The 22,374-nt window shown below is 45.9% G+C and carries 19 protein-coding genes and 3 pseudogenes; 16 read left to right on the top strand and 6 right to left on the bottom strand.

Annotated elements, in window-relative coordinates; translation table 11 throughout:
* The first annotated feature begins 3 nt into the window (after window positions 1-3).
* From STRDD13_RS05835 to dtd, 5 genes are all read left to right on the top strand, one after another.
* On the top strand, window positions 4-1,449 hold the full coding sequence (locus STRDD13_RS05835; RefSeq protein ID WP_067102958.1) for an ApeA N-terminal domain 1-containing protein: 1,446 nt from the start codon (window positions 4-6) through the stop codon (window positions 1,447-1,449).
* 4 nt (window positions 1,450-1,453) lie between these two features.
* Window positions 1,454-2,404 carry a 50S ribosomal protein L11 methyltransferase gene (gene prmA, locus STRDD13_RS05830; RefSeq protein WP_067102956.1) on the top strand — a complete coding sequence of 317 codons (951 nt, stop codon included), beginning with the start codon at window positions 1,454-1,456 and terminating at the stop codon, window positions 2,402-2,404.
* 1 nt (window position 2,405) lies between these two features.
* Entirely contained in the window at window positions 2,406-3,152 is a 747-nt protein-coding gene (locus tag STRDD13_RS05825; protein WP_067102954.1) for a 16S rRNA (uracil(1498)-N(3))-methyltransferase, read from the top strand.
* A 219-nt stretch (window positions 3,153-3,371) separates the two neighbouring features.
* A complete protein-coding gene (locus STRDD13_RS05820) occupies window positions 3,372-5,519 on the top strand; it encodes a RelA/SpoT family protein (RefSeq protein ID WP_443031070.1) in 2,148 nt (715 codons plus the stop codon).
* A 55-nt stretch (window positions 5,520-5,574) separates the two neighbouring features.
* Window positions 5,575-6,018: a D-aminoacyl-tRNA deacylase gene (gene dtd, locus STRDD13_RS05815; RefSeq protein ID WP_067102950.1), complete on the top strand. Its 444-nt coding sequence runs from the start codon at window positions 5,575-5,577 to the stop codon at window positions 6,016-6,018.
* 45 nt (window positions 6,019-6,063) lie between these two features.
* Here the strand turns inward: dtd and STRDD13_RS05810 are convergent.
* The 4 genes and pseudogenes from STRDD13_RS05810 to STRDD13_RS05795 all read right to left on the bottom strand — a co-directional run bounded on the left by STRDD13_RS05810 (window position 6,064) and on the right by STRDD13_RS05795 (window position 9,238).
* Window positions 6,064-6,710: pseudogene (locus STRDD13_RS05810) on the bottom strand (metal-dependent transcriptional regulator).
* A 10-nt stretch (window positions 6,711-6,720) separates the two neighbouring features.
* On the bottom strand, window positions 6,721-7,650 hold the full coding sequence (locus STRDD13_RS05805) for a metal ABC transporter substrate-binding protein (protein ID WP_067102948.1): 930 nt from the start codon (window positions 7,648-7,650) through the stop codon (window positions 6,721-6,723).
* Between the two features lie 26 nt (window positions 7,651-7,676).
* Window positions 7,677-8,519 carry a metal ABC transporter permease gene (locus STRDD13_RS05800; RefSeq protein ID WP_067102946.1) on the bottom strand — a complete coding sequence of 281 codons (843 nt, stop codon included), beginning with the start codon at window positions 8,517-8,519 and terminating at the stop codon, window positions 7,677-7,679.
* The gene (locus tag STRDD13_RS05795) at window positions 8,516-9,238 is read right to left on the bottom strand and encodes a metal ABC transporter ATP-binding protein (RefSeq protein WP_067102944.1); all 723 of its coding nucleotides are present in this window, start codon (window positions 9,236-9,238) and stop codon (window positions 8,516-8,518) included. Before STRDD13_RS05795 ends, STRDD13_RS05800 begins: the two co-directional genes overlap by 4 nt.
* A gap of 201 nt (window positions 9,239-9,439) precedes the next feature.
* On the opposite strand from STRDD13_RS05795, the gene STRDD13_RS05790 reads away from it, so the two are divergent.
* The 6 genes and pseudogenes from STRDD13_RS05790 to STRDD13_RS05760 all read left to right on the top strand — a co-directional run bounded on the left by STRDD13_RS05790 (window position 9,440) and on the right by STRDD13_RS05760 (window position 16,067).
* Window positions 9,440-11,335 (top strand): M13 family metallopeptidase, encoded by a 1,896-nt coding sequence (locus STRDD13_RS05790; RefSeq protein WP_067102942.1) that lies wholly within the window; start codon window positions 9,440-9,442, stop codon window positions 11,333-11,335.
* Window positions 11,336-11,573: 238 nt separating this feature from the next.
* The gene (gene leuS, locus STRDD13_RS05785; protein WP_067102940.1) at window positions 11,574-14,075 is read left to right on the top strand and encodes a leucine--tRNA ligase; all 2,502 of its coding nucleotides are present in this window, start codon (window positions 11,574-11,576) and stop codon (window positions 14,073-14,075) included.
* Between the two features lie 133 nt (window positions 14,076-14,208).
* The gene (locus STRDD13_RS05780; protein WP_067102939.1) at window positions 14,209-14,919 is read left to right on the top strand and encodes a GNAT family N-acetyltransferase; all 711 of its coding nucleotides are present in this window, start codon (window positions 14,209-14,211) and stop codon (window positions 14,917-14,919) included.
* Window positions 14,916-14,984, top strand: a pseudogene (locus STRDD13_RS08760) (GNAT family N-acetyltransferase); the annotation flags it as partial. The gene STRDD13_RS05780 and the pseudogene STRDD13_RS08760, both read left to right, overlap by 4 nt.
* 561 nt (window positions 14,985-15,545) lie before the next feature.
* The gene (locus tag STRDD13_RS05765; RefSeq protein ID WP_067102933.1) at window positions 15,546-15,752 is read left to right on the top strand and encodes a hypothetical protein; all 207 of its coding nucleotides are present in this window, start codon (window positions 15,546-15,548) and stop codon (window positions 15,750-15,752) included.
* A 3-nt stretch (window positions 15,753-15,755) separates the two neighbouring features.
* Window positions 15,756-16,067: a hypothetical protein gene (locus STRDD13_RS05760; protein WP_067102931.1), complete on the top strand. Its 312-nt coding sequence runs from the start codon at window positions 15,756-15,758 to the stop codon at window positions 16,065-16,067.
* A gap of 162 nt (window positions 16,068-16,229) precedes the next feature.
* On the opposite strand, the gene hemH is transcribed toward STRDD13_RS05760, so the two are convergent.
* Window positions 16,230-17,189, bottom strand: coding sequence for a ferrochelatase (hemH, locus tag STRDD13_RS05755; RefSeq protein ID WP_067102929.1), 960 nt, complete (start codon window positions 17,187-17,189; stop codon window positions 16,230-16,232).
* A 240-nt stretch (window positions 17,190-17,429) separates the two neighbouring features.
* Between hemH and STRDD13_RS05750 the strand changes: the two genes are divergently transcribed.
* The 4 genes and pseudogenes from STRDD13_RS05750 (at window position 17,430) to STRDD13_RS05735 (ending at window position 20,933) form a co-directional block, all read left to right on the top strand.
* Entirely contained in the window at window positions 17,430-18,296 is an 867-nt protein-coding gene (locus STRDD13_RS05750) for a GRP family sugar transporter (RefSeq protein WP_067102927.1), read from the top strand.
* 23 nt (window positions 18,297-18,319) lie between these two features.
* Window positions 18,320-19,216 (top strand): alpha/beta fold hydrolase, encoded by an 897-nt coding sequence (locus tag STRDD13_RS05745; RefSeq protein ID WP_067102925.1) that lies wholly within the window; start codon window positions 18,320-18,322, stop codon window positions 19,214-19,216.
* Between the two features lie 407 nt (window positions 19,217-19,623).
* Window positions 19,624-20,252: pseudogene (locus tag STRDD13_RS05740) on the top strand (NAD(P)-dependent oxidoreductase).
* Window positions 20,253-20,363: 111 nt separating this feature from the next.
* A complete protein-coding gene (locus tag STRDD13_RS05735; RefSeq protein WP_067103219.1) occupies window positions 20,364-20,933 on the top strand; it encodes an NADPH-dependent F420 reductase in 570 nt (189 codons plus the stop codon).
* A gap of 74 nt (window positions 20,934-21,007) precedes the next feature.
* Here STRDD13_RS05735 and STRDD13_RS05730 read toward each other — a convergent pair whose 3' ends face one another.
* Window positions 21,008-21,847: a LysR family transcriptional regulator gene (locus STRDD13_RS05730; protein ID WP_067102923.1), complete on the bottom strand. Its 840-nt coding sequence runs from the start codon at window positions 21,845-21,847 to the stop codon at window positions 21,008-21,010.
* Window positions 21,848-21,962: 115 nt separating this feature from the next.
* On the opposite strand from STRDD13_RS05730, the gene STRDD13_RS08290 reads away from it, so the two are divergent.
* Window positions 21,963-22,374, top strand: a 412-nt coding sequence (locus STRDD13_RS08290) for an aldo/keto reductase (RefSeq protein ID WP_197457165.1), incomplete at its 3' end; no start/stop codon positions are given.

Below are 22,374 nucleotides of genomic sequence, written 5' to 3'. Positions count from 1 at the left end.
GATATGAGTAAATTAACATATAAGTCATATTCATGGGATAAAGAATTTGAAATCAAAGGTTATTTTTCTGATGATAAATCAAAAGTGGTTGATCATGAATCAAATAGTGGAATTTTGACATACTCACCAAACGAAATTATATTAGAAATTTTTGGTGAATTTTCTAGTGATGGCGAAATAATTGCTGATTTTGGTCATCCTATAGATAAAATCTATGGATTTGATTCTCATGGAAAGTTATTGATATTAGAATCTTACGGTAGTCCGTTTGGAACAGATAATGTTCCAGGTTTTCCATTAAGAAAGTATAGAATTAAAAATTTTAAAATTTTTGATATTAATTATCAATTGTTTCCAAATAAGAATAATTTCAAAGAGTTGATAGTTGAATTGATAGACGAATTGGAAGATACCAAAGTTCAGTATTACCAATTCTCTTTTGATCATCTAGAAGATTGGATTGGCAAATCAATTATAAGTGCGGAACGTGATTTCAAACAACGAAATTTTAATATTGCTGTCAACATTTCTGACTATCAATCTACGGAAGTTTTGATAACATCAGAGGATTTGAAATTTAAAGATGTGCCTAGTTATATTTTTTCTTATGATGCACTTAGCGTAGAACCATATTATAGAATTCACTTGTCTTCTCCCACAGATAGAAAGGTCTCTTTTCAGAAATGCTATGATACTTCAATACGGATTAAAGAATTAGTTGAGATGTTATCTGAAAAGCCTTTATCGTTTGAAACGATTGAATTTTTGTGTGAAAAACGTCAGGATAACAACTGGCCTATAATTAAAGGAAAATATTTTGTACAACATTCAAGAAAAAACATTAAATGGGATAAGCATGAACTACACAAAATTTCACTTAATAAACTAGGTGACAATTTTGAAGCTATTATAAATAATTGGTTCGACAAAAGTGAGCAATTAGAATTTATTGTTCGAAGTTTTACAGCCAATTTGCATGGGACTCCTTATCTTGAAGATAGTTTTATAGATTCCATTCGTAATTTAGAAGTATTTGCTAGAAATTTTCGAGGTGAACAACGAGCTGATATTTCTAAAGCAGAAGATATAAATAAACAAAGAGTTTTTGATTTTATTAATAAAAATATTGATGAGAGTTTTAAAAAAATCTTTAGGAATAGGTTGAAATATCAGAGACAGGATAGTGACTTGAGAAAGAAATTACTGGATTTATTTACTAATGTCCCAGGAAAAATAGGGAAGAATAAACTTACTGAGACCTCTATTTCTAGTATTGTTAAAAAGTTGTATGACAGTCGTAACTACTATATTCATGGAGATGAGAAATCAAAATATAAAAATCTAGTAACAGACTTCAATGAAATGTATGAACTTCGTACATTGTGTCAAGAGGTATTGCGTTTCTACATATTTCAGGAACTTGGATTAGAATATGACGAGGAGTATTAATAATATGGAAACATGGCAAGAGTTAAAAGTGACAGTGAAGCGTGAGGGGGAGGAGTTGGTCTCCAATCTCTTAATCGAGTTAGGCGCGCAAGGTGTTGCGATTGAAGACAGCATGGACTATGTGGGAAATGTGGATCGTTTCGGCGAGATTTTCCCAGAAGTTGAGCAACAAGAAGAAATCGTAGTGACCGCCTACTATCCGGAAACGGTGGATGTGGCAGTGGTGGAAGCGGACTTGCAGGCTCGCCTAGCAGAATTAGTCGATTTTATGGATTTGGGAGAGGTCAAGATGGGGACGACTGCTCTTTCTGAGGAAGATTGGGCGGATAACTGGAAGAAATACTATGAGCCCGCTCGCATCACCCATGACCTGACCATCGTGCCGTCTTGGACAGACTATGAGGCGGCTGCTGGCGAGAAAATTATCAAGCTGGATCCCGGCATGGCCTTTGGGACGGGGACACATCCAACGACCAAGATGAGCCTCTTTGCTTTGGAGCAGGTCCTTCGTGGTGGGGAAACAGTGCTAGATGTGGGGACAGGTTCAGGTGTCCTTTCCATTGCCAGCTCTCTTCTGGGTGCCAAGGAAATCTTCGCCTATGATTTGGATGATGTGGCGGTTCGGGTGGCTCAGGAAAATATTGAGCTTAATCCTGGTATGGAAAATATCCAGGTAGCAGCAGGCGATTTGCTTAAAGGTGTGGACATCGAGGCAGATGTGATTGTGGCTAATATCTTGGCGGATATTCTCATTCATCTGACGGAGGATGCCTATCGCTTGGTCAAGGATGAAGGCTACCTCATCATGAGTGGGATTATCAAGGACAAGTGGGACATGGTGCGAGAGTCGGCTGAGGCCGCTGGATTTTTCCTTGAAACCCATATGATCCAAGGAGAATGGAATGCCTGTGTCTTTAAGAAAACAAAGGATATGTCCGGTGTGATTGGAGGCTAATATGCAGCAGTATTTTGTCAAAGGTCCTGCGACTTCTCCCGTGACCATCGAGGACAAGGAAACCAGCAAGCACATGTTTCAGGTCATGCGCTTGAAAGAGGATGACGAAGTGACCTTGGTTTTTGATGATGGGATCAAGCGCTTGGCGCGCGTGCTAGATGTGGAAAATCGTCAGTTTGAGTTGGTCCAAGACTTAGCTGACAATGTGGAATTGCCCGTCCAAGTGACTATCGCCTCCGGCTTTCCCAAGGGGGACAAGCTGGAGTTTATCACGCAGAAAGGGACGGAACTTGGCGCCAGCCAAATCTGGGCCTTTCCTGCCGATTGGTCCGTTGCCAAGTGGGATGGCAAGAAACTAGGCAAGAAAGTTGAAAAACTAGATAAAATCGCCCTTGGTGCAGCCGAGCAAAGCAAGCGAAACCAGGTACCGGCAGTCCAACTCTTTGAGAAAAAGGCTGATTTTCTAGCTCAGCTGGGCCAGTTTGACCGCATCATCGTGGCCTATGAAGAGTCAGCTAAAGAAGGAGAAGGCGCGGCGCTAGTCCAAGCGTTGACTGGTCTAGAAAAGGGTGCAAAGCTCCTCTTTATCTTTGGCCCAGAAGGCGGTCTCTCACCAGCAGAAATTGAAAGTTTTGAAGCTAAAGGAGCTGTTCTCGCAGGGCTTGGTCCGCGGATTCTTCGGGCAGAAACCGCACCGCTTTATGCCTTATCAGCAGTGAGTGTTGTTTTAGAATTGAAGGGGTCCTAATCCTATCCCGTGACGGACAATCATCGTATGATGGGATCTCCATCGTCGAGCGAGATGGTTGAAGGAGGAAGACTCTGATCGGGTAGGGGAATATGGTCCTACTCGCTTTTTTATTTGCCCTGAAAATGTTAGAATAGAGGAAACGTGAGGAGAGAAGGGGGATCCATGAAAGAAGCAACACTTACCGGTCATGATGTCATCAATATTGTATCCACTTATATGAACGAGCAGGATGTCCACTATGTTAAAAAAGCCCTGCGCTTTGCGACGAATGCCCATAAGGAACAATACCGGAGATCTGGAGAGCCCTATATCGTTCATCCGATACAGGTCGCAGGGATCCTAGCGGGTCTCAAGCTCGATGCGGTCACAGTGGCCTGTGGCTTCCTGCACGATGTGGTGGAGGATACCAGCTATACACTGGAAGATATCGAAGAGGAGTTCGGACCAGAAGCGCGCTTGATCGTCGATGGTGTGACCAAACTCGGCAAGGTAGAGTACCGGTCTCATGAAGAGCAACTGGCAGAAAATCACCGTAAATTACTCGTTGCAATGTCCAAGGATATCCGTGTCATCATGGTGAAGTTGGCCGATCGCTTGCACAACATGCGGACTCTAAAGCACTTGAGAAAGGACAAGCAGGAACGGATTTCACGTGAAACCATGGAAATCTATGCACCTTTAGCCCATCGTTTAGGGATTTCCTCTGTCAAATGGGAATTAGAAGACTTATCCTTTCGCTATCTCAATGAGGTGGAATTCTACAAAATCACCCATATGATGTCGGAAAAGCGAAAAGAGCGCGAGGAGCTGGTGGATGAGATTGTAGAGAAGATCAAACGTTACGCCCAAGAACGTGAGTTGGTGGGAGATATCTACGGTCGTCCAAAACATATCTACTCTATCTACCGCAAAATGCACGACAAAAAGAAGCGATTTGACCAGCTCTATGACTTGATTGCCATCCGCTGTATCATGGATACGCCAGGAGATGTCTATGCCATGCTGGGCTACATCCATGAGCTCTGGCGTCCTATGCCAGGTCGTTTTAAGGATTATATTGCCAATCCAAAAGCGAATGGCTACCAGTCGATCCACACGACCGTATATGGACCCAAGGGGCCCATTGAGATTCAAATTCGGACCAAGGAAATGCACCAGGTGGCCGAGTATGGGGTCGCCGCTCACTGGGCTTATAAACGCGGTGGCAAGGCTTCAGCAAACCCTCAAGAACTCAAGTGGATTCACAACCTTGTCGAACTCCAGCAGGAATCAGGGGACGCGCAGAGCTTCGTGGATTCGGTCAAGGATGATATCTTTACGGAGCGGATCTATGTCTTTGCGCCAGATGGAGCAGTGCGGGAATTGCCCAAAGATTCGGTTCCGATCGACTTTGCCTATGAAATCCATACCAAAGTAGGAGAACGAGCGACGGGTGCGAAGGTCAATGGACGGATGGTGCCCTTAACGACCAAGCTCAAGACAGGGGATCAGGTGGAAATTATCACCAGCGCCAACTCCTTTGGACCGAGTCGTGACTGGGTGACCATTGTGAAAACCCATAAGGCGAAAAATAAGATTCGTCAGTTCTTTAAAAATCAAGACAAGGAGCTCTCTGTCAATAAGGGACGAGAGCTGATCCAAGAGCTCTTGCAGGAGCAGGGCTATGTTGCCAATAAGTTCTTTGATAAGAAGCACATGGACGAAGTCTTGCAAAAGACCAGTTATAAGACAGAAGAAGCCTTGTTTGCTGCGGTTGGTTTTGGAGAGGTTTCTGCGATTTCAGTGGTCAACCGCTTGACCGAAAAAGAGCGGAAGGAGGCAGAACGGGCCAAGGCAAAAGCAGAAGCAGATGAGCTGGTCAATGGTGGGGAAGTCAAGCAAGAAAACAAGGAAACCCTCAAGATTCGTCACGAAGGTGGGGTGGTCATCGAGGGAGCTTCCGGCTTGTTGGTCCGCATCGCCAAATGCTGTAACCCTGTCCCAGGAGATGATATCGTTGGCTATATTACCAAGGGACGCGGAATCGCCGTCCACCGAGTGGATTGTATGAACCTAAAGAGCCAAGAGAATTTTGAAGCGCGGACGATTGATGTGGCTTGGGAGGGGAATCAGCAATCGACGGAGTATATGGCTGACATTGATATCTATGGTCTGAACCGTTCTGGGCTTTTAAATGATGTGTTAAAAGTGCTTAGCAATACGACGAAGAATATTTCGACTGTCAATGCGCAACCAACCAAGGACATGAAGTTTGCCACCATTCATGTTTCGTTTGGGATTACAAACTTAGCGAGTCTGACCAGTGTGGTGGATAAAATCAAGTCTGTGCCAGAGGTTTATTCTGTCAAGCGGACCAACGGCTAACAACTAGTCGGAGTCTGTGAGGGAGTCTATTTTTGGCAAAAGAAAGGATGAAATCGTGAAAGTCGTTGTGCAACGGGTGAGCGAGGCTTCGGTCTCGATTGAAGGAGAAGAAGTGGCTCATATCGGTCAAGGTCTTCTTCTCTTGGTTGGGATTGGACCAGATGATGATCAGGAGGATCTGATCTATGCTAGTCGAAAAATCACACAGATGCGGATTTTTTCAGATGCAGATGGGAAAATGAATCTGTCTGTCAAAGACATTCAGGGCAGCATCTTGTCTGTCTCTCAGTTTACCCTCTACGCCCAGACCAAAAAAGGGAATCGTCCGGCATTTACAGGTGCAGCGCAACCAGATCAGGCACGTAGATTGTATGCGGACTTTAATAACCTGCTCTCGCAGGAAGTAGAGGTGCAAGAGGGCGTCTTTGCGGCCGACATGCAGGTCCAGCTGACGAATGATGGACCGGTGACCATCCTCCTCGATACCCAAAATCGTTAACGAAAAATCCTACTGAAATCAATTTTCAGTAGGATTTTGTGATGCTTAGACTGGCGTGATATACAGGAATTGGGTAATGGAGGACGGTAAAGGTAGAAAGCGATCAGACAGCTGGATCGTCCAGATGTGGTTGATCGGATCATAGTCGGTTAGTTGAAATTGTTGGCCGATTGCCATCTCATGCTGCTGCAGGAAATGGATTTGTTCCTTTCGGTCATCGATGCGGACGATCTGATAGGTTGCTTTTTCAGTCACATCAGATAGCCTAGTGGTATAGTCTTCGACGAGGCTTTTTCCCTTGGCAGGGATTTTCCCTCCATGAGGACAGTGGGTAGGAGACTCCAATAGTTTCTCAAGGCGATCGATAAATAGAGTGGAAACGGTATGTTCCAAAATTTCTGCTTCTTCATGAATTTGATCCAAGCGATAATCCAGACATTGGGCTAGGAAGGTCTCGATGAGACGGTGCTTGCGGTAGAGATCCGTGATGAGGCGACTACCCTCTTCAGTGATGCGGTAGCCTTTCTTTGGATCCTTTCCGATAAGACCTTCGGCAATCATGCGTTTGGTCATCTCCGACACAGCAGGAGGGGAGACGGACATGCGCTGAGCGATTTCCTTATTGGTAATTTTTCTTCGTGCATGCCGATATCATAGATCGTTTTGAGGTAGTCTTCTTTATTTGGCGTCATGATCTGTTCCTTATTGTTGTAAGCCTTGAGAGATCTTTTCGAGATTCCATTTCATCATGCTGTAGTAGCTGTCTCCAGTCTCTCCTTCTTTGGCAATGGAATCCGTAAAGATTTTTGCATAGATCGGGATCTTGGTATCTGTTGAGACGGTCTGCATTGGTCGCTCATCGACGCTTGATTCCACAAAGAGGGCTGGAACCTTGGTTTTACGGAGCTTTTCTACCAGTGTTTTGATTTGGTCAGGGGTACCTTCTTCTTCCGTATTGATTTCCCAGATGTATGCAGATGGGACGCCGTAGGCTTTTGAGAAATACTTGAAACAACCTTCGCTGGTCACAATCATCTTCTTGTCTGCAGGGATATTGTTGAAGGATTGTTTGGCTTCTTGGTCGAGTTTGTTGAGTTTTTCAGTATAAGATGCCAGATTTTTTTCGTAGAAGTCCTTATTTTTAGGGTCCTTTTCGATCAGGTGTTTGGCGATATTTTTTGCGTAGAGAATCCCATTTTCGAGGTTGAGCCAGGCGTGTGGATCTTCTTTTCCTGCTTCGTTTTGACCTTCTAGGTAGATGACATCGACTCCATCACTGACGGCGAAGTAATCCTTGTTTTCTTCTTTATTAGCATTTTTGATTAATTTGGTAAACCAAGCATTGCCACCGGTTTCAAGGTTGATCCCGTTGTAGAAGATTAGGTCAGCTTGCGAGGTCTTCTTGACATCTTCAGGGAGTGGTTCGTATTCGTGGGGGTCTTGTCCGACGGGAACGATACTGTGAAGGTCGATCTTGTCTCCAGCGATATTTTTGGTCATGTCCGCGATGATGGAGTTGGTTGTGACCACCTTTAATTTATCAGAGGAACTAGAGGAAGTGTTTTTGCTACAAGCCATCAGGCCAAACAAGAGAGCCACAAATAGGGCAAGAATAGACGATATCTTTTTCATTTTGTTTCTCCTTTAGAATGAGATGATTAGTGAGACGAAGTAGCCCGTTTGCCTTTTCGTTGCTTGGGCGCGATGAAAAAGCTAATCAAGAAGAAGAGAGCGGAAGTCAGGACGATACAAGAGCCAACCGCAATGTTAAAACTGTAACCAATAAAGAGTCCGACGACGGATGCCAGTGCTCCTAATCCGGAGGACAAGAGCATCATGGACCAGAGGCTATTGACATAGAGGTAGGCTGTCGCAGCCGGTGTGATGAGCATAGCGACGATCAGGATCGTTCCAACGCTCTGCATAGCTGTGACAGAGACCAAGGTTAAGAGCACCATCAAGAGATAGTGGTAGACCTTGACTCGGACCCCCATGGATTGGGCCAGGACGGGATCGAAGGAAGTGAGTAGCAAGGGACGAAATAGCAGAAAAATAAGGAGCAATACTGCAGCGCCGACTCCGATGGTGATCCACATGTCATGGTCTTGCACTGCCAAGATATTTCCAAAGAGGATATGGAAGAGGTCCGTCGAGCTATTGGCCACTCCAATGAGAATGACTCCCAAGGCTAAGAAAGAAGAAAAAGTAATCCCGATCGCCGTGTCCCCCTTGATGATAGAGTTGCTCTTGATATAGGTGATGAGGACAGAAGCCAGGAGTCCAAAGACGATAGCTCCGATAAAGAAATTGATTCCCAAAATGAAGGAGAGGGCAACCCCTGGAAGGACCGCATGGGAAATGGCATCCCCCATGAGGGACATGCCTCTTAGGATGATAAAGCATCCAACGGCTCCAGCAACCAGCCCAATGGCGATGGCTGTGATAAAGGCGTTTTGTAGGAAGTGGAATTGTTGCAATCCATCGATAAATTCAGCAATCATCTGATACCACCTCCTATAAATAATTCATGTCCGTAGGCTGCTTGTAGATTGTCTTCTGTAAAGGTTTCCTCTGTTTTACCATAAGCGATGAGCTTGCGGTGTAGGAGGAGGATGTGATCAAAGTAGGCGGGGACTTTACTCAGGTCGTGATGAACGATGAGAATCGTTTTGCCTTCCTTCTTTAAGGTCTGAAGGGTCTGCATGATGATGTCTTCGCTGATAGAGTCAATCCCAGCAAAGGGTTCATCCAAGAAGATGACGTCCGCTTCTTGCACCAAGCACCTGGCGATCAAAACCCGTTGAAATTGACCTCCCGAGAGCTGTCCGATTTGGCGATCCGCTAAGTCTGTGACATTGACCAGCTCCATCGCGTCCTCCACTTTTTGGAGGTCTGCTTTCGTTTTTCGCTTGAAGATAGACTGCTGGGGATAAAGGCCAAGAGAAACACACTCCCGCACGTTGATGGGGAAGTGAAAATCAATCGCCGTCTTTTGCTCAACGTAGGCGACTCGCTGAAGAGACTGGGTGAGCGCCACCTGATCGAGCTGGACACTTCCTGAGTGAGGGAGAAGGCCTAGCATCGCCTTGAGAAGGGTGGACTTTCCGGCCCCATTGGGACCTAGGATTCCAAGAATAGTAGGCCCTTGAATGGTGAGCGAAATATCCTCCAAAGCCAGTGTTTGCTGGTAGGAAACACTGAGGTTTTCAATTTGAATCATATTTTTTGCTCCTTTTATATTAATATACCTTAACAATAAAATTAAGTCAACTTAATTTATGGAAAAAATTTCAGTTTTTTTGCGATCAAAGTAGGCAGGAAGACGTCCTCAAACAGAGGGAAATCTTGAAAAGACGGTATGAAAATTTGAACTTCTTGCTTAATTTTGTTAGGATAAAAGAAAAATGAAAGCGAGAACAGTATGACACGATTACAAGATGACTTTTATGACTATGTCAATGGGAAATGGGCAGAGACTGCCGAAATTCCTGCAGATAAACCCCGTGTAGGAGGCTTCAATGATTTATCTGATGAGATTGAAGAATTGATGCTGAAAACAACGGGAGAATGGTTGGAAGGCAAGAACCTCCCTGAGGACCCTATCTTGCAAAACTTTGTCAAATACCATCAAATGACGACGGACTTTGAAGGGCGCGAGGCGGCTGGCGTTACTCCCGCCATGCCTTTGGTAGAAGAAATCAATGCCCTCTCTTCCTTTGAAGACTTTACCAGCAAGCTGGCCGCTTATGAATTGGCTGGAAAGCCTAATTTGATGCCATTTGGAATTGCTCCTGACTTTATGAACGCACAGTTAAATGTTCTCTGGGCGGAAGAGCCAAGTATCATCTTGCCTGATACCTCCTACTATGAAGAAGGAAATGAAGAAGCAGGCCCCTTACTTGCGGCTTGGCGCGCATCACAAGAAAAAATCTTGCCACAGTTTGGATATTCGCAAGAGGAAGTCGCGGATATCTTGGACAAAGTCTTAGCGGTGGATGCAGCATTAGCGCGTTATGTCTTGTCCAATGAAGAGCAATCCGACTACAAGAGCCTCTACCATCCGTATGCTTTTTCGGATTTTGCAAAGTTGGCTCCTGAGTTGCCATTAGAAGACTTCTTTACTCAAGTGGTCGGAGAGGTCCCAGAAAAACTCATCGTAGGCTCAGAACGCTTTTGGACCGACTATGCAGCGACCCTTTATTCTGCCGATAACTGGGAAAACCTGCATGCCTACTTGAAATTAGGAGCAGCAAATAGCTGGACCTCCTATTTGACCGAAGAGTTGCGCGTCCAATCTGGCGAGTATGGCCGGATTCTATCAGGGATTCCAGAAGCTCGTCCGAAAGAAAAATCAGCTTTTGCCCTGGCAGAAGGTCCCTATAATCAGGCTTTGGGTCTCTGGTATGCAGGACAAAAATTCTCACCAGAAGCCAAGGCAGATGTAGAGCAGAAGGTCGCAACCATGATCGAGGTCTACAAGTCACGCTTAGAAAGTGCCGACTGGCTGGACCGTGAAACGCGCGAAAAGGCAGTGATTAAGCTGAATGTCATCACGCCTCATATCGGCTACCCAGAAAAACTACCAGATACCTACGCGAAAAAAATCATTGACGACAAGCTTAGCTTGGTGGAAAATGCGCAGCGTTTGGCAGAGATTTCGATTGCGCACACTTGGAGCAAGTGGAATCAGCCTGTCGATCAGGAAGAATGGGGGATGCCCGCTCATATGGTCAATGCCTACTACAACCCTCAACAAAATCAAATTGTCTTTCCGGCAGCGATTCTACAAGCACCATTTTATTCCATCGAACAAAGTGCATCTGCTAATTATGGGGGGATTGGAGCAGTTATCGCTCATGAAATCTCTCATGCCTTTGATTCGAATGGAGCCGCCTTTGATGAGCATGGGAACCTGAAAAACTGGTGGAAGCCAGAAGACTATGAAGCCTTTACGGCTCGGACCCAGCGCGTGGTAGACCAGTTTGAAGGGCAAGATTCTTACGGAGCAAAAGTTAGTGGGAAGCTAACTGTATCTGAAAATATTGCGGATCTTGGAGGGATTGCTGCAGCGCTTGAAGCAGCGAAGAAAGAAGCAGACTTCTCAGCAGAAGAATTCTTTACCAACTTTGCGCGCATTTGGCGAATGAAGGCCCGGCCAGAATACATGCAGATGCTGGCCAAGGTCGATGTCCATGCTCCTGCAAAACTTCGGACGAACATCCAATTACCAAACTTTGCAGATTTCCACGAAACCTTCGGTATCCAAGAAGGCGATGGAATGTGGCGGGCTGAAGCAGACCGTGTCATTATCTGGTAAGAGAGCTTTCGATATCGAAGACGCTTCATTTCGATTAGCTGAGCGCATCACCCTGAGAAATCCAATCAGGGTGATATTTATTTTGTCGGTAAGATTGGAGAATGTGAAGTTCAGCCGATACAATAATCGAAAATCGCAGGACATAGGGAATTTTATAACATCTGATAAGCTAGGATGAAAGATGATTCATCAAATGTGTTATAATAAGAGGAATATTGTTTTTACATGGAGACTGCAAATGGCAACTTACAATCACAAAGAAATCGAGCCTAAGTGGCAAAAATACTGGGCTGACCATCACACCTTTAAGACAGGAACAGATGCTTCAAAACCTAAGTTTTATGCATTGGACATGTTCCCCTACCCATCTGGAGCGGGTCTTCACGTAGGCCACCCAGAAGGTTACACCGCGACGGATATTCTCAGCCGTTACAAGCGTGCCCAAGGCTACAACGTCCTTCACCCTATGGGTTGGGATGCCTTTGGTTTGCCTGCAGAGCAATACGCTATGGATACAGGAAATGACCCTGCGGACTTTACAGCGGAAAACATTGCCAACTTCAAACGCCAAATCAATGCGCTTGGCTTCTCTTACGACTGGGACCGTGAAGTCAACACAACAGACCCCAACTATTACAAGTGGACGCAATGGATCTTCACCAAGCTTTACGAAAAAGGGTTGGCTTATGAAGCAGAAGTGCCAGTAAACTGGGTGGAGGAACTAGGGACAGCTATCGCCAACGAAGAAGTTCTTCCAGACGGAACATCTGAGCGTGGTGGCTATCCAGTTGTCCGCAAACCCATGCGCCAATGGATGCTCAAAATCACTGCCTATGCTGAGCGCTTGCTCAATGACTTGGATGACCTTGATTGGCCAGAGTCCATCAAGGATATGCAACGCAACTGGATCGGGAAATCAACTGGTGCCAATGTCACCTTTAAAGTGAAAGGGACCGATAAGGAATTTACCGTCTTTACGACACGTCCAGATACCCTTTTTGGGGCGACCTTTACGGTTTTGGCTCCGGAGCATGATTTGGTTGACGCTATCACAAGCCCAGAGCAAGCTGAGGCTGTAGCGGACTACAAACACCAAGCCAGCCTTAAATCAGACTTGGCACGGACCGACCTTGCCAAGGAAAAAACAGGGGTTTGGACGGGTGCTTATGCCGTCAACCCTGTCAATGGTAAAGAGATCCCAATCTGGATTGCGGACTATGTTCTTGCCAGCTACGGAACAGGTGCTGTCATGGCCGTACCTGCCCACGATGAACGGGACTGGGAATTTGCCAAACAATTTGGCCTTCCAATCGTAGAAGTGCTTGAAGGTGGCAACGTTGAAGAGGCTGCTTATACAGAGGATGGCCTTCACGTCAACTCTGACTTCTTGAACGGTCTTAACAAGGAAGAAGCGATTGCGAAGATTGTCGCTTGGTTGGAAGAAAAAGGCTTTGGTCAAGAAAAAATCACTTACCGTCTTCGTGACTGGCTCTTTAGCCGTCAACGTTACTGGGGTGAGCCGATCCCAATTATTCATTGGGAAGATGGAACTTCAACAGCTGTTCCAGAAAGTGAATTGCCACTTGTCTTGCCAGTCACCAAGGACATCCGCCCTTCAGGCACTGGGGAAAGCCCATTGGCTAACTTGATAGACTGGCTGGAAGTGACTCGTGAGGATGGTGTCAAAGGTCGCCGTGAGACCAATACTATGCCACAATGGGCAGGTTCAAGCTGGTACTACCTCCGCTATATCGATCCACACAACACAGAGAAATTGGCTGATGAGGACCTCCTCAAACAATGGTTGCCAGTCGATATCTATGTGGGTGGGGCTGAACACGCCGTGCTTCACTTGCTTTACGCTCGTTTCTGGCACAAGTTCCTCTATGACCTTGGTGTTGTACCGACTAAGGAACCCTTCCAAAAACTCTTTAACCAAGGGATGATCTTGGGAACCAGCTACCGGGATCACCGTGGAGCTCTTGTGGCAACTGATAAGGTTGAAAAACGGGACGGATCCTTCTTCCATGTGGAAACAGGAGAAGAGTTGGAGCAAGCACCTGCTAAGATGTCTAAATCGCTTAAAAACGTGGTCAACCCAGACGATGTGGTCGACCAATACGGTGCGGATACCCTTCGGGTCTATGAAATGTTCATGGGGCCACTGGATGCTTCCATCGCTTGGTCAGAAGAAGGGCTAGAAGGTAGCCGGAAGTTCCTTGACCGTGTTTACCGTTTGCTCACAAGTAAAGAGATTGTTGCGGAAAATAGCGGCGCTCTGGACAAGGTCTACAACGAAACTGTCAAAGCTGTCACCGAGCAAATTGAATCCATGAAGTTCAACACGGCTATCGCCCAACTCATGGTCTTTGTCAATGCAGCCAACAAGGAAGATAAGCTCTACGTGGACTATGCCAAAGGCTTTATCCAATTGCTTGCCCCATTTGCCCCTCACTTGGCAGAAGAACTCTGGCAAACCGTGGCAGGGACAGGCGAGTCCATCTCTTATGTGGCTTGGCCTACTTGGGACGAAAGCAAACTCGTCGAAGACGAAATCGAGATTGTCGTCCAAATCAAAGGAAAAGTTCGTGCCAAACTAACCGTAGCCAAGGACCTTTCCCGTGAAGAATTGCAAGAAGTGGCTCTCTCTGACGAAAAAGTCAAAGCGGAGATTGTGGATAAAGAAATAGTGAAAGTGATTGCGGTACCTAACAAACTGGTCAATATCGTTGTGAAATAACCAATTTAGTTGCTTATTTGCAACCTCAAACAGCTTTCCAAACTGTTTGAGCCAACTAAACTTGTGAATATTGTCGTGAAATAAGAAATGAAAGGAAGCCTGTTGGCTTCTTTTCTAGCATAAGGAGATACCAATGCCTGTAAACGAATTTGGACAAAGGATTGGAGAAGCGGTGACTTATGACGGCCCTGCTGTCTTTCCTCGTGTCGAACGCCTGGAAGGGCGCTATACTATCTTAGAAACCCTATCTACGCAAAAGCATGCCAAGGATCTATTTGCCGTCTATGGCCCCGACAGTCCGCGGGACATGTGGACCTATCTTTTTCAAGAGCCTGTGGAAACCCTAGAGGAGCTTGAAAAACTTTTAGAACAGTTAGAGACAAGCACGGATCCAGTCTATTATGCCATTCTAGACAAGGTCAGTGGCAAGGCTTTGGGGACTTTTTCTCTGATGCGGATTGACCAGGCCAATCGGGTCATCGAAGTAGGAGGAGTGACTTATTCGTCAGCCCTCAAGCAGACGCGACAGGCGACTGAGGCACAATATCTTCTAGCTAAGTATGTCTTTGAAGACTTGGGCTATCGCCGCTATGAGTGGAAGTGTGACCAGCTCAATGAGCCTTCGCGCAAGGCTGCCTTACGCTTGGGATTTACCTTTGAGGGAACCTTTAGACAGGCGGTGATTTATAAGGGACGGACGCGAGATACGGATTGGTTTTCTATGCTAGATACAGAGTGGCCGGCCCGAAAAGCGCGCTTTGAAAATTGGTTGGAGCCTGATAATTTTGATGAAGAAGGCCAGCAGTGCAAGAGCTTGAGAGAATTCGAAGAGAAGATGGCATGATTCGGATTAAGAGGGAAGAAATGGTCAAGTTAGAGAGTGTGTTCCATCTCTATCAGGCAGTTGGTTAGACCAACTATACCCAACAGCCCCAGATGCTGGAGAAGGCTCTGTCTCCACCACTGCGTCTTACTCGACAATCCAAAACAATTGAGAGGCTAGGACTTTTGTCCCGGCCTCTTTTTGTCTTATTTCAAGCTTGTTGGAAATCTTTCCAAATAAATTTGTCAGCTTTCTGGATTTTGTCGGGAACCTGGTGGATTTTTTGTTTCGAGATGATTCGCAAGAAAAGATGAAACGAAGATACAGTTCTGAATCGTTTGCTTGTTCTTTGAAAAACATAATTTTTTATGACAACAATGCTTTGCAAAATAACAAAGATATGTTACAATAAATCAAGTTAAAAAACGGATTACAAAATAGGAGTTGGGAATATGAAAATCTACCTTACACGGTCATACATCTTGACCTTCGCGTTTCTTCTCTACTTTGTGGCGATAATCTTGAAGGATGTACATCTGTTGCATTTCACTGAGCTAGTTGATTCTTCGGTGCTTGTTGCGATTTATGCGGCTACTTGTTTGGCGAGGGTAGCCAAGCCTAAGGAAAGAGAATAAAGGGGGATATGTATGAAACTTTTCGTATTTGCAGAAGGGGTGTTCAAAGGATTCCTACTGACAGCCAGTGTCCTACTGATCTTGCATAACATCTGGAAGTTCGGTTCTGGTCAAGGGCTTGATGGAGAGCAAGTACTGCTGAGCCTATTTATGATCGCTCTGATCGGTTGGAAGAAAGCACCCAGGTTTTTTGGAGAAGCGTCGGAGAGTAGGAGGTAGTCTATGGGTTTGTATGGTGTATTTCTGGCACTGTTTGCCTTCATTGCGCTGATAGACCAGGGGAGCAAGATAAAAAAACTGACCAAACGGGTCAGACGCTTAGAAAAAGATGAGAAAGGAAGTAGTACGATGTCACGATTATTAGAAGAATTAAAAGGACAAAAAGCGACGGTCATTATCGGTGGTGCTGGTATGGAGTGGGAAATCCTCGATGTAGATGAGGACTGGGTCAAGCTGACTCGGACGGATAAGAAAGGGAATGTGGAGACCCAATTAAAACGGGTTGAGGACATTCGGTCTGTGAGCTTGAAGTGAGATCATGCCATGAAAAGTCCAGCTTGAAAAACTTTCAAAAAACAAAAAAGAACGGTGTCTTCTGGTTAGGATTTTAGTCTCTAACCGTGGACGCCGTTCTTTTTGAATGAGAGTTAAAGGAAAGGAAGTGGCTGTCCTTTCGATACTGGATGGAGCGGCCTGCTAGAAATACCGGCGAACCAGCTGTGCCAGGAGAGCGATGTGGTCAGCTTGCGCATTGAGGGCTGGGATGTAGCGGAAGTTCTTGCCCCCTGCTTCTAGAAAAGTCCGACGATTGGTGATGTTGATTTCTTCTAGTGTTTCTAGGCAATCTGCCGCAAAGCCTGGGCAGATGACAGCTAATTTATCAATACCTTGTGCTGGGAGGGCGGCCATGGTCTCGTCCGTATAAGGTTTGAGCCAAACCTCACGGCCAAAGCGAGATTGATAAGAAAGCAACCATTGGTCGTCTGCTAATCCTAACTTCTGCGCGACCAGTTCAGCTGTTCGCTGACAATGCTTGGGGTAATAATCCCCTTCGTCTGCGTAACGCTGAGGAATCCCGTGAAAGGAAAAGAGCAAGGTTTCGTCCTCAGCGAGATGGATGCTGTCAGCCAGAGCTTGGATGTAGGCAGGGTGGTCATGGTAGCTGTGGATAAAGTCAAAGGGAGGAATCCCTTTTTTCTTTGCAAAATAACGGGTGAAGGCATCTAGGCCGGTTGCCGTCGTGGTTGAGCTATATTGGGGAAAAAGTGGGAGCAAGATGAGGTGGTCCACTCCTTGGGCCAAGAAATCATCGAGAAGGTCGGTGATGTTGGGGTTGCCGATGACCATAGCTTCTTTGACAATAGTCGACTGACCTGTTTGGTCAAGTTGTTCTTGAAGGGCCTTTGCCTGTGCTTGCGCAATTAAGGCTAAAGGAGAACCGTCTTTGGTCCAGATGTTTTCGTAGAGATGGCGAATCTTGTGAGGGCGCCGGGGCAAAATAAATCCGTGTAGGGCAGGCAACCAGTAAAAACGGTTGAGGTCGATAATGCGCCGGTCAGAGAGAAAGGGTTTGAGAAAGGCGCGAATGCCTTTAGGAGTTGGGGCATCAGGTGTCCCGAGGTTGATGAGGAGGATGCCGTAAGTTTTTCTTGTCATGGTGTCTTTCGTTTCAGAGAAGGGCTAGATGCCAGGGGATATTCAACTCATTTATAGTAGCCTATTTTAGTAGAATTGGCAAGATATCCTCTCTAAAAAGCAATGTTTTGAAGCAAATGAGAACTTAAATGAAAGCTTAGGGACTACTGGTAAGGTGAAGCAGGACATTTTTCGCTAGAAATGGTAGAATGGTCACTGTATTTACATTTTGAAGCTACAGGTAAAGGAGTATACGATTAGATGTCTCTACAAAATATCTTACTGGCCCTCGTGCCGGCCCTATGCTGGGGGATTCAGCCTATCTTTTTGACAAAAATTGGAGGGGATGATACCAATAGTGTCCTTGGGTTCGGGCTTGGAACTGTTGTGATGGGACTGCTGGTTCAACTGACTCTGACGCCAGCCAGTATCTCCCTCCCAGCCTTTCTGATATCCTTTTTCTCAGGAATGTTTTGGACCCTGGGCCAGGCAGGACAGGTCAAGGCATATCGTATCATCGGTGTGTCCAAGACCATGCCGATCTCCACTGGGTTTCAGCTAGTTGGGACTTCCTTGATAGGCTTATTAGCATTTGGAGAATGGTCGAGCTGGACCAGTAAGGTCTTTGGGTTCCTAGCGATTGCAATCTTAGTGGGCGGGGCCTATCTGACCTCGGTAGAGCCCCAGAAGGTAGGTGAGGACAATGGGGCTCTCCTACGTGGTTTACGCCTCTTGCTCCTGACCAGTGTTGGGTATTGGGTTTATAGTGCAGCTCCTCGTCTGGTAGATGCGGATGCCCTATCTATCTTTTTGCCAGAGATGCTAGGGATCTTGACAGGAGCTGTCATCTACGCCGCCCTCTCTCGTCCAGCTGCCTTTAAGGAAAAAGAGTCCTGGTTGTCTGGTTTTGTTGGTTTGATTTTTGGCATTGCTTCTTTGTCGTATATCTTCTCTGCCCAGGCAAATGGGGTGACCGTAGCCTACATCCTCACCCAACTCAATGTCGTGATTGCCACTTTGGGCGCAGTATTTATCCTGAGGGAGAAGAAAAATAAAACGCAAATGCGCTTAACCTATCTAGGTCTCATACTCATTGTTGGAGCGAGTGTCATCACTGTCTTCTTGTAAGTGTGACGAGAGGATGATAGGAGATGAAAAAAGGATGGATTGTCCTGGTCGCTGTTCTTTTGCTCACGGCCTGCAATCAGGAAAAAGTAGAAAATAAAGGAGAAACAGATGCCATGACCTCTGCTCAAACAGATACAAAGACAGGTTCCAGCCTGGCTCACACCAACCTCGTCTCAGAGCGTTACGATGTTGCCTATGGGGACAAGAAACTCTATGGGGTTCTGACTGCACCAGCTGCTTACAAAGAGCAAAAACTTCCGCTTTTGGTCCTCTCTCATGGGTTTAACAATACGCTTGAAAACTATGAAGAGTACGCCCAGAAAATTGCCGAACAAGGCTATCTCGTCTATCGTTTTGATTTCTATGGGGGCAGTACCCGGTCTAAAAGCGGAGGTGAGGACATGCTGGATATGTCTGTGAAGACAGAAGTCGAGGACTTGACGCAAGTGGTGGCGAAGCTTTCTGGGGAAAAATTCGTGGACAAAGGGAAAATCCTTCTGTTAGGAGCTAGTCAAGGGGGAGTGGTTTCAACCCTTTATGCGGCGGAACACCCTGAAATGGTTCACAAACTGATGCTTATTTTTCCGGCCTTTGTCTTATTTGACGACGTCCGAGAGACTTATGCCAACTATAGGGAAAACCCTCCTGAGGTCGTCACTCATCGGAATGCCCAACTTGGCCGTTCTTATCTGACAGATGCTCTGGCCATCGATATCAAGGATCGTCAGAAGCGGGTGACGGCGCCAACTCTTATTATCCAAGGGACTGCCGATACAGTGGTTCCCTACCGGTATGCTCAAGAAGCGTCAAAGAACATCCCCGATGCCCAGCTTGTAACAGTAGATGGCGGAGGCCACTGGATCGATGCTTCTTTTAATAAAGTAGCCTTTCCAGCCATCGAATCCTTTTTGAAGGATTGATCATCCTCTCTACTTTATCGCCAACCAAGACAATTTATGTCTTGGTTTTTTTGAGGAAAAGAAGGGGAAGGGAAAATCTGAAACCGAGGCTGGGACAAAAGTCCTAGCCTCTCAATTGTATTTGGATTGTCGAGCAAGACGCAGTGGTTGAGTGGTCTCTACTGGGCTAATCTCATCCGCTTTTACAGCTCGACTCAACTGTGCGGAGGTGGGACGACCAAATCGCATTCTAAGGAATGACCGATTGCTGTCCCACTCTCAGGGCATCTGTTTACAAAGACAGATATCTGAGTCCATCAAAAAAATTAAAATTTTTGAGATGTAACTATTGACATTACAATAAAAAGGTGTAGAATAGTTATTGTAACAAAGATATTTACATCTATAAAAACAGAGGAGAAAAACAAATGAAGATAGTAGTAGTAGGCGCAAACGGGAAAGCGGGTCAACTTATTGTGGAAGAAGCTATTCAGCGTGGCCATGACGTGACGGCGGTCGTACGCTCCGAAAACAAATCGAAAGCCCAGAAAGTCATTCAAAAAGATCTTTTTGATTTGACTAAGGAAGACTTAAAGGGAATTGATGCAGTTGTATCAGCTTTTGGAGCCTATACACCAGAGACCCTGCCCCTTCATAGCCAGTCCATTCATCACTTTGCAAGTATTTTAGGAGGAAGTCAGACCCGTCTCTTAGTGGTTGGGGGTGCAGGGAGTCTTTATCTGGACGACAGTCATACGACCCGTCTCTTGGACAGTCCCGACTTTCCAGATGCCTTTAAACCCTTGGCTTCTGCTCAAGCAGATGAGTTGGATGTGATTCGGACTAAAGAGGAACTGAGATGGACCTTTGTCAGCCCTGCAGCTGATTTGTAGCAGACGGCCCTCGCACGGGGGATTATATCTTGGCTGGAGAAGTCTTTACGACCAATGCAGCCGGAGAGAGCCAGATTAGCTATGCGGATTATGCCATTGCCATGCTTGATGAAATTGAGCAAGCCCAGCATATCCAAGAACGCATTTCTGTTTTGGGGAAATAGGCGGTTAAGCAAATGAAGCAATTTTTAGATTTTTTGAATAAATTTACGAGAAAAAAGGATCCATCACAGGATCCTGAAACGCACAATAAAGAGAAAAACGAGGTAGATACAATGACGAACATTACAATTTTTGGACAAGGCAACATGGGACAAGCGATTCAAAGCGTTTTTGAAGCAGCAGGGCAAACGGTTAATTTTATCGGCAAAGAGGCTGATAGTGTCGTTGGGGACATTGCGGTATTGGCCGTTCCCTACGGAGCTGTAGAGAGCATTGCAGCCAACTATAAGGAAGCTTTGGCAGGAAAAATCGTGATAGATATCACCAACCCAGTTAATTTTGATAATATGGATGAGTTGGTTACACCAGCAGGCTCTTCAGCGGCTGAAGAAATCGCTAAGTTCTTGCCAGAAAGCACCATCGTCAAAGGCTTTAATACCATTTTTGCAGCTAATATTGCCAGTCGTAAGGTTGGTGAGAATCAAGGTACGGTGCAGTTAGCATCTGACGATGAAGAGGCTAAGGTGCGTGTGGCAAAATTGATTGAAGCTGGTGGCTTGGCAACTGTTGATGCGGGTAGCTTGAAACGTTCTCGTGAATTGGAGGCCATGGGCTTCTTGGCGATTACTTTGGCCGTTCGCGAACAAATCAACTGGACAGGTGGATACGCCGTCGTTCGATAAGGAAAAAGGCTGTGAACTAGAGAAAAAGAAAACCCCTTCAATGTCCGAATAATCGGATGTCGGAGGGGTTTTTGTTAGGAGATAGACGAAATGAGGTCTTGTAGACGGAGCTGAGGATTGGAAGTAACGAGGTAATAGGTGACCTGGGCTTGCGGGTCACTGATGGGAATCACCTTGCGGTTATCTCTGATCAGATGCCTTTTTCGGCTGTAATCGGTGGTAAAGCGTGGGAGGTTGGAATGCTGAACCAATTCTTCGAATTCAAAGCGGTTGGTTTGAACCAGAAACTTGGAAGCTGGCATCTCTTCATGCACCAAGTCGTCCCAAAAACCAATTTGATTCATGAGGAGGAAATTGTAGCCATTGAGGTCCTGAAAGGTCACCTGGTCATAATCAGCTAGGGTATGGTCTTTTGTGACGGCGATAAACAGATTTTCGGTCAAGTAGGGCAGGGAGTAGGCTCCCTCTTTCTCATAGGGAAAGGGGAGAATGGCCAAATCAACCGTATCATTTTCCAGGCTAGCCAAGACCTCTGTTTCTTTTCCAATCTGTTGGTGGAGGTGCTTGTGGGGAAACGAAGCGCTCAACTGAGGAAGCAATTCCCAGAGTGGGGCTGGAGCGACAGAAGCGACACGGATGGTCTTGAGACCCAGCTCAAATTGGCGCACTTCCTTGATGCCCTGTTGGCTGGTTTGCAAGATTCGACGAGCGACGTTGACTGCGACTTCTCCTGTTTCATTTAGTGCAATGCGGTTGGCCGTACGGTCAAAAAGCGTCACACCAAAATCTTCTTCTACCTGTTGCATGGCACGAGAAAGGGAAGGGGTTGAAATGTGAAATTTCTCTGCAACTTTAGATAGGGTGCCTAATTCTTTAAAGGCAACCAGTTGCTCCAGTTCTTCTAAGTTTAGCATGTTCTTCTCCTTTTAGTTTTCATTTTATGAAAACTAGCTTCCTGTATTACTAGTGTACAATATGAGACTCTCGTTGTAAACTAGAAGCATCAAGAGATCAAAGGAGATGTCAAATATGTTCTACAAAACCTTAAATAACCAGGTCAAAATGCCCCAACTTGGTTTTGGTGTTTACCAAACCCCTGTGGATGAAACCAAGCAGGCTGTTCTTGAAGCCATCGAAGTCGGCTATCGCTCCTTTGATACGGCCCAAGCCTATGGCAATGAAGCAGGTGTCGGTCAGGCCATTCAAGCCTCTGGTTTGCCACGTGAAGAATTTTTCATCACAACCAAGATTTGGATCACCAACGCGGGCTATGAGAAAGCCAAGGCCTCTATCGCAGAATCCTTGCGCAAATTGCAAACCGACTATATCGACCTCTTGCTCATCCACCAACCCTTTGGTGATTACTATGGCAGCTACAGAGCCATGGAAGAAGCCTACAAGGCTGGGAAAGTAAGAGCGATTGGAGTTTCCAACTTTTCCC

It is taken from the genome of Streptococcus sp. DD13, from assembly GCF_001578875.1.
GTDB lineage: Bacteria > Bacillota > Bacilli > Lactobacillales > Streptococcaceae > Streptococcus.
This window is presented reverse-complemented; position numbering and strand designations above follow the sequence as displayed.